Genomic DNA, 12,873 nt, shown 5'->3' with positions numbered 1-12,873 from the left:
GTGGGGTGGTGATTGCGGTGGTGGTTGTCATCTGTCTGTGCGGCATCATCCTCGCCTCACCGCTGGGCATCTTTTTTGCCGGGCCTGATGAAACAACCGGGGCCATCTCTCCCACCCAGGCGGTGGCACAGATCAACGGCGAATTGGGAGAGAAGATCTCCAGTATGCAGGCGGAGGGTGGATATGATACGCTGGAGATCCAGGGACAGCCGCCCCCCTGGTCTGATATTCTGGCGGTGTTTGCCGCCAAAACGGCGGGCGCTTCTGGTGGAACGACTGTGGCGATATTGGACGCGGCCAATGTGGAGGCCCTGCGTACAGTATTCTGGGATATGACAAAGCTCACATCCTCCTCCAGAGAGGTGGAGCACCCCGCCAATGGAGATACTCCAGCCTGGACGGAACGGATACTCACCGTGACCATTACCGCCAGGACACCGGATGATATGCGGGTATTTTATTCTTTTACCGAGGAGCAGAATGAGGCTCTGGATGAATTATTGGCAAATTCCAACCTGCTGGCTACTCTGGCAGGGGATCTCACAATCTCTGACGCCACAGCCAAGAAGCTGCTGGCTGATCTACCTGCTGACCTGGACCCGGAGCGTCGGGCTGTAGTGGAAACTGCTTGTAGGCTGGTAGGAAAGGTTAATTATTTTTGGGGCGGGAAGTCCCTGGTGATCGGCTGGGACTCCCGCTGGGGCCAGCTTTCTAAGGTGTGGGCAGACGGCAGCTCCACTACCGGAACATACCGCCCCTACGGATTAGATTGCAGCGGTTTTGTAGATTGGGTGTTTTATAACATCACAGATGGAGACTACATCATAGGCCATGGTGGCGGTGCTCATATGCAGCACACCTACTGTACCTCTATCTCCTGGGAGGAAGCCCAGCCCGGTGATCTGGTATTCTATCCAGAAGATACTCATGTCGGCATTGTGGGCGGCAGGGACGAAAACGGCAATCTGCTGATCGTCCACTGCGCCAGCGGAGCCAATAATGTGGTCATAACCGGCCTGGAGGGCTTTACCTACATTGGACGCCCCTTATATTACGGGGAATAAAATAAAACTCGCGGTGAGACACAATTCCTGTTAGGATTGGCTCTCACCGTGAGTTTTTCACTCTTCAAATAATTTCGATACCGGAACCTCCAGCACCTCTGAGATCCGAAACAGCGTTTCCATCGATACGCCAAAAGGTCGTGTGGGGCTTTCTATCTTTGCAACAAATGACCATGATTTGCCGATGGCATCAGCAAAGGCTTCCTGCGTCAAGCCATGCAACTTTCGGTAGTATTGCACTTTCAAGCCGAACTTTATGAACTGTTCCCGATATGCTGTTTCCATAGCGCACCCCTTTTTATTAAAAGGGTATCATCAAAACGGGAAAATATTTATGGAGGATAATTGCTATTTATAGCAATACAATGATATAATTAAGCAATATAAAGATAGAAAAAGCGGCAATCCATTCATGGATTACCGCCTCAAAATGGCACATTCCATACCAAACAAAATTGCACATGAGAGATCAGGACATCTTTGGGCGCTGATATTCCAGGAGATCGGACACCTCGCAATCAAGCACAAAACAGACTTTTGCCAGGAAATCCAAATCCGCCATTTCTATGCTGACACCTTTATAATATCGGTCAATGACCTCATATTTCGTCCCTGTAAGAGTTCGTAACTTGTTGCGGGTAATGCCGCGGCTGTCCAGCACTTCCGCTAATTTCACTCTAATGTGGCCATATTCCTGCGTCTGGTATTGGATTATGCTTTTCAAGCCGTCCATCGCAATCCCCCCATTTCTCCGTTTATTTTAGCAACGGTTATCCTGATTGACATTTCCCCTATTAAAGGATAACCTTATATAGGGGGAATAAAGGCGAAGGGAGGAAAATGGTTGGGCATCTGCTTTTTTATTGGACACAGGGAGGCAGGCGATGAACTGCTCCCTGCTTTGACAGCGGCAGTGAAACGCCATATCACCGAATACAGTGTCACCAGTTTTATGGTGGGCCGCTATGGCAATTTTGATAAGCTGGCGGCCAGAGTTGTCATAGACGCAAAAAAGCGCCACCCGGAGGTGACGCTGACTCTGCTGTTGCCTTATCATCCTTTTGATCGTCCAATACCTGTGCCGGTGGGCTTTGATGGAACCTTTTATCCGCCGGGTATGGAGACTGTACCCAAACGGGCCGCCATCATCAAAGCCAACTATTACATGGCAGACCACAGCTCCCATTTAATAGCCTACGCATGGCACCCGGCGAGCAACGCGCGCGATCTGGTAGAATATGCCCAGACAAGGGAGAAGAAAGGGAAAATCCATGTTGAAAACCTTGCAGGAAAAGTTGGTAAATCTTCTTTCTAAGAAGTGGCTACATCATTTGGTGATATTGTATGTAGGTGGCCTTTTTCTGCTTTGTGCCGGACTGCATATAGGAAATGAAATGTGTCTCGAAACAGAAGCGGCTTTTTGGAAAAGCCTTGTCACAACCCCTGAGCCGGAAACCTGTGCCATTTGCAGTAATTCCCGTGGTCCCACATTTCATGCCCCATGTCTGCTTGATCTTTCAACAGGTCAACTGACAGAGTTGATGATCTATGAACCATCCTGCATCTATCCCGGCGAATTGGCAGAAAACCAGAGTTTGAATCACAGCGTTATCATGTTCACGAAAAGTGGAGACCCACTATTCATTGACCGCCTGAAGGATATTCAAAGGTGTGTTACCTACATTTCCGGACAGTACGGGGAGCCGATGAACCCCGCACATTATTGCCGAAATTGCCGGGCAATCCTGGCAAGGACTGCCACTAAGGGTTATGTACTCTTAGACTTATTTCGTTTGGACGAGATTCAGGTACATCCTATAGAGGAGGGGGCCGAATACAATATACGAATTTATACTGTTTCAGTCTCCCATGGCCAAGACAGCGACCACTTAACAATCACCAACATTGGGCATCTGTTTACCTCTTGACCGATAAGGTAGAATAAGTCGCAAAAATGAAAAGAGACATGGCTTGCAGATCTCTGGTAGAATGAAGTGGCGACACACCATCCTGAAAGGAGATAGCAAACCATGTCTGTGAAGATCGTACAGCTAAACGAGGAAGTTATCAAGGGGCAGCTCAAGGAACTTGTGCGAGGCAGCGTAGAGGAAACCCTCAACGCACTGCTGGAGGCCGAGGCGTAAACTGATTGCGCAAAACTCTTGAGCTGTTGACACTACCTTTATCTTTTATCTTCCTTCTCATAATTATTTAAAAACTCCAAAATTTCAAAGCGGGAAGGCGAATTAGAAAAGCCGCTGGAAAAGAAACTTTTCAGGTCGCGGAACAGTGTTTCTGAATCGAATTGCCATGCGTAAATTGCGTCCCATTCCGCTTCTGTCAGCTGGCTATGAGGATTGGGATTTGATGCGCTCATTTTGTCCAGCAGTCCCAGATTTTTGTACACATAGTCGTAAGTAATGTGACTATTCATTGAACTCAGATAATCCGATGAAGCTTCCCGGCCTAATTCATTCATGTAAACTAAGGAATGCTGCAGCTCACCCTGCATATTCAAAAAGTCGATGTAAGAGGTCTTGCCTTGATACTTGCTGTAAATTGCCTGCTTCTTCTCTTCAAAGCTCATCCCGCTGTAGCCCAGTGGGGCACTTTGGATGTCTGAAATACGCTGCATAATATAGGTATCATCCCGATCGTAAAACTCTCCCTCTTCCAATAAGCCCTGCTCATAGAACTCCTGAAAAAGCGGATGAATTACAGCCTCTCCAGTTTCCTCATAAAATTGATTGGAAATATCATCCCAACCGTTGGCTAACGGTCCCATAGGACATATAATTGCCGGTAAGTTTCCGCCAAAGGCATCATTATAGCGGTTCCATATTGTGGTGTATATGTCTTCGTAAGACATACCCGTATAGTCGGAGACGCTTGCAATCTGCTTTAGCTTTTCCAATTTTACTTCTACGGAGTCGCCGGGCAATATGGTTATATTCGTTGGGATCGCATTAGTGGTAGCAGCGGATTCAATTTTTACAGGCGCCTCTGCCGCACGTGCATGGAACAGTTCTTGAAACGTATGATTGGGCTGGGTAATAGCCGTGTCCTTCCGAATCGACTGCTGGCCTATAATCCGACCATTCCCTATTCTATTAATCTCCATTGTCGGCTCCTCCTTTTCCGGCACATTCTCCTGAATTTGATTGAAAATTTTTGAAAGGCGGTCATAAGAGTCCGACGTCATGCGGGTACTGTTGATTGCTTCGCCTTGGCTTGACATAAAATTTCTGCAAGTGTTCGCACAATTTTGCAGAAGTTCTGCAAAGTCCGTCTGCTCTTTTCCCCGAGGCCAGCCATCTGCCTCCGTATATGCTGTTTTACCTTTGGTATCGGTGTATGGAATCATTCCTCCATATCCAACACTGAAGTCCTGGGGCGTAATAATGCCCATATCCCTCAACTCACGTAACAGACTACTGTATTGGTTGCGTGTCATATTTGTAATAGTGTACCTGCTTCCTAAACTGTGTGCAGTATCAGCTGTCATTGGCTTTAGCAGCTTCTCTATATTTAACCCCTTGGAATCATCTGGCTGTGAGGCGTAAACATCTGTTCTGCTAATTGAAGGGAAATGAGTTATTTCTTTTGTCTGATAATGTGTATTTTTTGAAACAAATAAACTTTGGTTTATTCCAAATGTAGTGCCGTTAACCATAGCCATTACTTGGTATCCTCTCTTTCGGCTAAACATATTATATTTACTTCAAAAAGTAACATCTGTCTCAGTCACGCTACAACCTTGTGCCTGACACTCATCTTCTATCGGTCATTTGGGCTGGGACTTCTAAACTGTAAGCAGCGCAAGCAAAACGAACCCTTTCATATTTTTGTTATTATCATTGAGGACTCCACGGCCAGGGGCAATCTTACGCCGGAAGGGTCGTGAATCTGAAATCGGCGAGAGGACTGTTCCCACTCTCTCCAGGCTTCAACACCAACCCCAAAGTGGAACCTTGCTGTCACCGTCTCACAGCTGTCAGTTGCACAAGGTCTAATCAACTCATCCAAACTGAAAGTCTGGATGTAAACTGTCTCCCCGGCCCCATTGATGGAGGCCATCACCTCTGGCTGTTGCTCCACTGGCTCTGCCACAAAAGCAGGAATGGACAAGGCCATAACCATTGAGAGCGCCAACAGTATAGAAACGACTTTTTTGGACTTCTTTATATGAGTGACCTTCTCTAAAAGATTTCCTCAATTTATATATCGGTAATTTTATCTAAAAAGTAAGAAACACATCCACACTTTTTCTGTTGTTTTTAGAAGCATGGTAAAATAAGTCGCAAAAATAAAAAGAGACATGGTTTGCAGATCTCTGGTAGAATGAAGTGGCGACACACCATTCTGAAAGGAGACAGCAAACCATGTCTGTGAAGATCGTACAGCTAAACGTGGGAGTTATCAAGGGGCAGCTCAAGGAACTTGTGCGAGGCAGCATAGAGGAAATCCTCGACGAGCTGCTGGAGGCCGAGGCGTAAACTGACCCAGGCAGCCGGTATGGGCGCAACGAGCAGCGCCAAGGTTACCACAGTGGCCACTACAGCCGCAATCTCACCGCTACTTCCGGGGTGCTACCCTCTAAATTTTAATTGAATTTATCAAATTCGGACGGTATCACAGCCTATTTTATTTATGTGACACCATTTCTTGCAGGATAGTGTCGAGCCACTGGAACGCCTGCGCCTTACAGGTTGGAAGCCACTCCGAGCGATCCTGATCGTAATACTGGAATGTTTTCTCCCATGCAGACATGTCAAACACATTGCAATGCGCATTACCGGAGGAAAAGCCCACAGGCTGACCATTCGGAAAAGCGCTGTTGTTCGTCAACGAAGTGATGCAATGACCATCCATCAACTCTGGGGATACCGGCGAAAGATGGATGCCGCCTACATTTATACAGGAAGAATGGCCATCCTCACAGACAGAGAGCATATGCAGATCCCCGTCACTAAGCAATCCCTTGTCGTGCAATTCTGTAAGAAGCGCACTATACTCTCGCTGTGTCATGTTTGACGGGTCATACTTCTGATTGAGACTCTTCCATTCCTCATCAGTCAATACGGTGGAGAGGTCCGCCGCCGACTTATAGTCCTCCTGGTTGGAAAGGCCAAAGTTGCGCGAAGCACCATTGGCAAGGCACGCCCGCATCGCCGTTCTTTCTTCCGGGGTTTTGCATATCACGAAACTGCCACTTGGGGCGGTACCGGCCATAACATCTGCCCAACTGACGGTGGTAATGCCACTATACAATTGTGCCTGTTCTGTCGTTTTGGCATTATTGGTAACAGGCTTTCCGGCGGATGTCGGATATCCGGCATATGTCGAATGGACTCCACTAACCATGAAAACATCCCATCCTTTCACATATAAATGTACTATGTGGCAATCGGTCTATTCATTGTCTTGATGAACAGGCACTACACTATTTAATCTATCGACCGTGTGTCACAAAAAGTTAAGGGATAAGGATGGGGATTCCACAATACTGCGATATGTAAAAAGGCAGAAAGACAGGAAATCATTTTATATGCTTACTTTTTCTCGAAAAATGACGATAATATACTTGAGAGAGTGCGAAATGAATGTAAACGCTGGCAATCATAATATTTCCCGAAATTTGGTGATGAAAGGATGGGCTATAGCTATGCAAGTTAGCGGATATTCCAGTACTGTTATGTTGGCACAGCAATTTTCCGGCATACAGCAGAAAGCGGGCGGCGTAAAAAAGCAGGATTTTGCGCAGATGATGCAGAACACAAATGCAGCTGCACAGGCAGCAGGTCAGACAAACGAGGCAGCGGCAACACAAGAAGTATCTGAAGTTGATGAGATGGCAGCTTTTAAGCAGGAAATTTATAATGAGCTTGAGGAAATCCTTGGTAGGTATTCTCCTGCTGTCCTTTCCCATTCTGTGCATATTACAGAAGATGGATTCCAAAGAATGAAGGACGATCCAGAGTACCGCAAGGAAATTATGGATTGGCTTCGGGCAGATGCTGTAGCCTCTCATAGACTGCCATATAGCATACATCAAACAACAACAATCACAGGAGTAGAAGGAAGATCTTATGGTGCAAGTGTTGATCTTTACAACAAAGACCCTGCAACAAAACAGTTGTTTGATACGAACAAAGAAGATGCCTTTTATTATGCAGACCGCAGAGCTGAGCAGCGCAAGAGGAACAACGAATATGTGGCAGAGGAACGTCTAAAGCGGGAACTCATGCAGAAGATGATATTGGAAAAGAGCATTGACCAAAAGGTACAGCAGCAGGAACTTGATCAGAGGGTTTTTGCACAGAAGATTGTTGACCAAAAGTATGCTCAAGATTACCTGTTGGGGATGCAAGAAACCAGGATGTGGAACATTTAATAGGAACATCTTTTTCGGCGGATGGGAGGACGGATTATGGATATGCAGATCAACGGATATTCCCGTGCCTCTATGTTGGCACAGCAATTTTCCGGCATGCAACAGAAAGCAAACACTGTAAAAAAGCAAGATTTTACACAAATGGTGCAAAACACAAATGCAGCTACACAGGCAACAGGTCAGACAGATGAGGCGGCGGCAACACAAGAAGTATCAGAAGTTGATGAGATGACAGCATTCAAGTTGGAAATCTATAAGGAACTGGCTGAAATCGATTCAATGACCGCTGCCTCTGTTTTGACTAATTCTATACATATTACAGAAGATGGATTCCAAAGAATGAAGGACGATCCAGAGTACCGCAAGGAAATCATGGATTGGCTTCGAGCAGATGCAAGAGAGTCACATAAGGTTCCTTTTGACTGTCATGTTACAACAACGATTACAAGTGCTGGAGCGACCAGCTATGGAATTAGCGATACTGCAGCAACGCCACAATGGGTCAATTCTAAAGCGGAGGGCGCGTTTTATCGTTCTGACCGTAGAGTTGAACAGCGCAAGCGGAACAACGAGTATGTGGCAGAGGAACGCCTAAAGCGGGAACTCATGCAGAAGATGATACTGGAAAAGAGCATCGACCGAAAGGACCAGCTACAGGCACTTGATCAAAAGGTTGTTGACCAGAAATATGTTCAAGATTATCTGCTGGGGAGGCAAGATTATCTATTGGGCGGAATGCAAGAGTTTAAAAGGTGGGATTGGCGCCCCGGTGATAGCCTTGACAAACTTGAATATCAAGTATAAACCGTTGCGAGAAAGCATTTTGAAAATCGGACTATATTGATTTGCTCCATACAAAACGAGAAGCACATCCTGGCCGGGATGTGCTTCTCGTTTTATGAGACCAATATTGATTTGTTCAAACGTAAAACAGTTAAGCCTTTACATCAACGCCCCGCTGGTATTCGTCCAGAATACTGGTATCAAACCATTGACCAGTCTCCCAACCAGGGATACGGGAACGGACAAAATCATAGAGACGATAGGCCTCATCCCTGTGCATTTGATTCAATGTCCAGCCAGCATTGGCGCGGTCTGAGACGGGGACTTGTTTATAATAGGACTTGATGAAATTTCCTAAGTCATTACCGTCAGGCCCGGACATTCCATAATACTTTTTCATGTGCTCCAAAGCTATATCTCGTACCGCCTGCTCTGCTTCTTTGGATACAGGGATGATGTGAAAGTCCGCTGCAGTCATGCCTGTAATATCCAGTCCGTCATCAGGCGCATTAGGATCTGATACCGCAGCGCCGTTTGGATATTTCGGCTGTGTGCCCCCACACTGATACCGGTCTGCGTTCATCATCATACGGGCCATATCTGTGATGGTCATGGTTGTTACACTCCTTTCAAAATCCAATAACATCATTGGGTTTCCTTCCAAAGATCGTAATTCTTCGAGTACTCGAAGTCCGCGTCGCTCCAACCATTAGGCATGGCAATTTTATTCCATACTTTGTAACGCTTCCCTCAGAGGTCAAGCTAATGGTCAATCCTCCAGGATTGAGTACTTCCGATGCAACGGTATCCAACGTGAGGGGGTCCGTTCCAACTTGATAATACATCTGCTGAATGTCAGGCTCTGAAGCTGTTTGATCCACAGCGCTTTTGCTAAAGGTATCGAACCACTTTTCCCCAATCAGCCCCATAGTCTGCTCGGTTATCGATGTTCCTTTATTATTTTATCGACCATTCTGACAAAAAACTTATATCTTACGCACACCAACAACAAAAATAGCACATGGGGATGTAGATTTCTAAAGTTAAATTATTTTGATTTTGTTCGTCCAATTTACGCAGCATGCAGTATGAGAGTATCTAATTGAAACTGGATATAACGCGCCCAACAACAAAAAAAGTGTCACTTGGCGAGATCTGCTTGGGAGAATATAGTTTATTATAAGAAACCAGAATAACTTGTTGGTGCAGTATTCCATAGCTGTCCACATAGTCATCTTTGCTTTCCTCACTTGGCTCTTGCTGGTCATACACCTTCAAGTATCCTTCCCCATTGCAGATGAATACCCCTACTTCTCCAGGCTGCAGAGTATCCCTTTTTTCCACCCAAACAATTTGACCGTCATGATAGACTGGTTCCATGCTATCCCCATTGACTCGAACCCCGAAATCGGCATTACCGGGGACAGCACTTTTGGGAAAGCGAATCATCTCAAACCCGCCTTCATCCAAAAATTCACCGACTCCAGCCGAAACAGCCAGTGTGCTGATTGGCATTTCAATGTAAGTTTCTGTATATCGCTCCGAAGTAGGACGATAGCGGCCAGAAGCAATGAGATCCATCTTGTACTCATCCAGCTTTCGCAGCCCCGTATCGTTCAAAAGTACAGGCTCCATGCCAACCATGCAGTCTTCAATCCCAAGTATGCGGCAGAGCGCAATAAACTGGTATGCATTGGGCACCGTAAGTCCTTTTTCCCATTTGTTTAACCCCTGGATTTGGATCTCCACACCATGGTTTTGCAGCAACTCACGCAGTGCCTCCAGGGTAAGGCCACGTCGCTTTCGTTCCATGGAAAGTCTTTGTCCAATGATATTACCCGTGCGTTCCTCGGCAGCATTCCAAACCGCATTGGGGCGGAAAGAAACGATTTTAGCTGGGCCTGTACCCCGGCTTTTTTTCTCACTTGGCATGATAATCCCTCCGTCCTTTAGATAAAAATATTATAGATTCCATTGTTAAGCAAGTCAATGTATTTATCCTATAAAGATAAAATATACATTGACATATCCTTTTAAGATAATTATAATAGTTTACATCCGGAGGGAGGGGACGACGTGCCATACCTATCAAAAAGAGAAATAGAAGCTATTGCCACACGGGTGATAAATGCTTATCAGAGAATGGTTGGAACTACGGGTCCTATGAGCCAACGGGTTTGCCCAGAGCTTTTGATTCAGGATCTTCTTGGCCTTGATATTACATATCGGACATTGTCCATTGATGGTTCTATTCTTGGCATGACCGCTTTTGATCAGGTAGGAGTCAGGGTTTATGAAAACAAGAATCCGACCCATTTTTTCCTGGACGGCAAGACGGTTCTGATCGAATCCGCTCTAACAGAGCCAGATGCAAATCCCGGACGGCTGCATTTTACCCTTGTCCATGAGGCCAGTCATCAGATTCTCAAAATGCTTTTTCCAAAAGAATATGCCTCAGGTATAAACCATCGACATGTCTATTGCTGCACAGATTCCTCCATACGGTATGGCGGGAGACAAGTGGACTGGGAAGAATGGCGTGTTAATATGCTGACAGCTGCCATTTTAATGCCGCTGGATCTATTGGTGAAACAGATGAAAGCAGTGGGATTGTACTCCAAAATCCGTATGTTAAACCGTGTATTTGCGCCCAAAGAGTATCAGGCATTTGCAACAGTGGCAGAAAACCTGGGGGTATCCAAAGCTGCCCTCTCCATCCGACTAAAGCAGCTTGGACTTTTGACACGGAATGATTTGAAAGATCCGTATGCTCTTGTCCGTATTGAGCCGGACGAGGAAGAACTGTTTTGAACTGGAGGGAATCTTTCTTATGCCACGATACAATATCAGAACCGAAAATCCAGTCCGTTATGCCCAAGTTAAGGCGGAGCAGGATAGGCTCCGGGCGGAGTGCGCCAGGAGCAGCAGCATAACGCTGGCCCGCCTGTGTCCCTATTGCGACCATAAGATTGAAATCCTGTCCCGTGGGACCCACGGCTATTCGTTTATCAAATGCCCTAATTGCGGAGAGAATGTTGGATTCCCGCCTGTCTCTTTCCGCAGAGCATAAACATCGAAAATAAAATAATCAAAGATTGTGCCCCGGAGCCGCTTGATGCGCTGACTTCCCATGTGCCGCTTGATGATGTTTCTCCACCAAAATGGTGGAGAAGCTCAACGGCGCACGCCAGCGAGATCAAGCGGCTCTTTTTACGCTCATTCGGCTCTCAGGCAGAGTTGAATGAGCATTTTTCATATCTGGACGCTACAGAAATATTTTTCAAAAAATTTTTCTAATCCGGACATGGCCTGTCCGCTTTAACCTGTATGATTCGGCCATGGAGGTGAAAGGGGGTGAGAGTGTGAGGAACAACAACCGTCATCAGCAGATCATCAACCTGCTGTGCCAGCGGCGGAGCGATACCGTTCAAAATCTGGCGGCGGAACTCGGCGTCTGTGAACGGACCATCCGCCGTGACATTGAAGAACTCACACTCACCTACCCCCTTGAAACAGTCCGTGGCCGATATGGCGGCGGAGTAAGGATGGCTGACTGGTACTTTCAGGACCGGCCAAAGCTATCTCCCAAGCAGACTGCCCTGCTCAAGCGATTGGCGGTTGGACTGCATGGCGAGGACCTGGATGAAATGAACCAGATCCTGGCCCGTTTCGCTTCCTGAAGGAGCGCCAGCCGCTCCACGGCACCTTGCTACGAAAATAAGTAGCGAGGGCGTGAACCTTGACAAACAGGCTTTCAACGCCTCATGAAAAACCATCGCAGCACAAAAAGCGGCAGGCCAAAACCTGTCGCCGGCCGAAGTATGGTACAGTGGGAATCAGCCTGGTGCCACCACAAAGTACCCCAGCTTTTGCAGTTCGTTCACCATACGGCTGGCCCGTTTGCGCTCACTTTGTTTTCTGCGGATCTCAAAACAGTCTTCGTTGTATGGAGAACCTGTCTTCAACATCGTGTAAATCAGCGCCAGCAGTTTGCGAGCCAAAGCAATCGTTGCACGTTTAGCGCCCTTCCGCTGTTTTATCCTCCAGTACCAACCGGAGAGGTACAAGCTTCGTTTTCCGGAGATGACCCATCCCACCTCGCAGAGCATACTCTTCAGATACGGATTACCTTTGTTAATGTGAGCACTCTTGCGTTTTCCGGCACTCTCGTTGTTACCGGGACTCAAACCGGCCCAGGAGCATATATGCTGGGAATCCGGAAAGGCACTCATATCGGTACCAATCTCCGCGATAATGGCTGCTGCCGCAGTTACATCAATACCCGGTATGGAGCACAGGAGGCTCAATGCCTCTTCGTGCTTTGTGATCTCTTTCGTAATAGCGTCCTCCACAGTATGCCGGTGCTGTTCAAGTGCTTCCAAGTGCCCAAATATCATGCGAAGAAAGCCGCGCTGGTGCTCCGAGAGCGAACCGTTCAAGGCAATCAGTATTTCGTCGATACGTTTCCGGGTCTGTGTTTTCAGACACCGATCCAGAGCTTCCCGCGAAATATTTCCGTATTCCATGAGATGACGGATGATGTTTCGCCCGGAAGCGCCAAATGCGTCCGACAGAAACGCTGTGAAGCGGAAACCGGAGCTTTGCAGAAATTTATCGATGCGATTCTTTTGG

The 12,873-nt window shown here is 46.9% G+C and carries 14 protein-coding genes; 7 read left to right on the top strand and 7 right to left on the bottom strand.

Annotated features, from left to right (window positions below):
• The coding region (locus B5F88_RS16680; protein WP_140402161.1) for an NlpC/P60 family protein at positions 1-1,064 on the top strand (1,064 nt) is incomplete at its 5' end.
• A 57-nt stretch (positions 1,065-1,121) separates the two neighbouring features.
• Here B5F88_RS16680 and B5F88_RS16675 read toward each other — a convergent pair.
• Both B5F88_RS16675 and B5F88_RS16670 read right to left on the bottom strand, forming a co-directional pair.
• Positions 1,122-1,349 (bottom strand): helix-turn-helix transcriptional regulator, encoded by a 228-nt coding sequence (locus tag B5F88_RS16675; protein WP_087348319.1) that lies wholly within the window; start codon positions 1,347-1,349, stop codon positions 1,122-1,124.
• A gap of 184 nt (positions 1,350-1,533) precedes the next feature.
• A complete protein-coding gene (locus tag B5F88_RS16670) occupies positions 1,534-1,797 on the bottom strand; it encodes a helix-turn-helix transcriptional regulator (protein ID WP_242959849.1) in 264 nt (87 codons plus the stop codon).
• Between the two features lie 111 nt (positions 1,798-1,908).
• Between B5F88_RS16670 and B5F88_RS16665 the strand changes: the two genes are divergently transcribed.
• Complete coding sequence (locus B5F88_RS16665; RefSeq protein WP_087348316.1) at positions 1,909-2,379, top strand: hypothetical protein; 471 nt, start codon at positions 1,909-1,911, stop codon at positions 2,377-2,379.
• A complete protein-coding gene (locus B5F88_RS20390) occupies positions 2,336-2,992 on the top strand; it encodes a hypothetical protein (protein ID WP_140402160.1) in 657 nt (218 codons plus the stop codon). The genes B5F88_RS16665 and B5F88_RS20390 overlap by 44 nt, the downstream gene beginning before the upstream one ends.
• Positions 2,993-3,246: 254 nt before the next feature.
• Here B5F88_RS20390 and B5F88_RS16660 read toward each other — a convergent pair whose 3' ends face one another.
• Together B5F88_RS16660 and B5F88_RS16645 are read right to left on the bottom strand one after the other, a co-directional pair.
• A complete protein-coding gene (locus B5F88_RS16660; RefSeq protein WP_140402159.1) occupies positions 3,247-4,743 on the bottom strand; it encodes a hypothetical protein in 1,497 nt (498 codons plus the stop codon).
• Between the two features lie 965 nt (positions 4,744-5,708).
• The gene (locus tag B5F88_RS16645) at positions 5,709-6,428 is read right to left on the bottom strand and encodes a hypothetical protein (protein WP_071429121.1); all 720 of its coding nucleotides are present in this window, start codon (positions 6,426-6,428) and stop codon (positions 5,709-5,711) included.
• A 235-nt stretch (positions 6,429-6,663) separates the two neighbouring features.
• Between B5F88_RS16645 and B5F88_RS16640 the strand changes: the two genes are divergently transcribed.
• On the top strand, positions 6,664-7,458 hold the full coding sequence (locus B5F88_RS16640; protein ID WP_140402158.1) for a hypothetical protein: 795 nt from the start codon (positions 6,664-6,666) through the stop codon (positions 7,456-7,458).
• Between the two features lie 36 nt (positions 7,459-7,494).
• Positions 7,495-8,262 carry a hypothetical protein gene (locus tag B5F88_RS16635; RefSeq protein ID WP_087348309.1) on the top strand — a complete coding sequence of 256 codons (768 nt, stop codon included), beginning with the start codon at positions 7,495-7,497 and terminating at the stop codon, positions 8,260-8,262.
• 130 nt (positions 8,263-8,392) lie between these two features.
• On the opposite strand, the gene B5F88_RS16630 is transcribed toward B5F88_RS16635, so the two are convergent.
• The gene (locus B5F88_RS16630) at positions 8,393-8,854 is read right to left on the bottom strand and encodes a DUF3879 family protein (protein ID WP_087348321.1); all 462 of its coding nucleotides are present in this window, start codon (positions 8,852-8,854) and stop codon (positions 8,393-8,395) included.
• A gap of 485 nt (positions 8,855-9,339) precedes the next feature.
• Complete coding sequence (locus tag B5F88_RS16625; RefSeq protein ID WP_087348307.1) at positions 9,340-10,173, bottom strand: XRE family transcriptional regulator; 834 nt, start codon at positions 10,171-10,173, stop codon at positions 9,340-9,342.
• Between the two features lie 144 nt (positions 10,174-10,317).
• Here B5F88_RS16625 and B5F88_RS16620 point away from each other — a divergent pair, with 144 nt between their 5' ends.
• Complete coding sequence (locus tag B5F88_RS16620; RefSeq protein WP_087348304.1) at positions 10,318-11,052, top strand: DUF955 domain-containing protein; 735 nt, start codon at positions 10,318-10,320, stop codon at positions 11,050-11,052.
• Between the two features lie 527 nt (positions 11,053-11,579).
• Positions 11,580-11,921, top strand: a complete 342-nt coding sequence (locus B5F88_RS16610; RefSeq protein ID WP_008979987.1) for a DeoR family transcriptional regulator — start codon at positions 11,580-11,582, stop codon at positions 11,919-11,921.
• Between the two features lie 156 nt (positions 11,922-12,077).
• Here B5F88_RS16610 and B5F88_RS16605 read toward each other — a convergent pair.
• The coding region (locus tag B5F88_RS16605; RefSeq protein ID WP_140402157.1) for an IS110 family transposase at positions 12,078-12,873 on the bottom strand (796 nt) is incomplete at its 5' end.

This window comes from Flavonifractor sp. An306, assembly GCF_002159455.1.
Classification (GTDB): domain Bacteria; phylum Bacillota; class Clostridia; order Oscillospirales; family Oscillospiraceae; genus Flavonifractor.
Note: the sequence above shows the minus strand (reverse complement) of the source record. Positions and strands in the feature narration are given on the sequence as shown.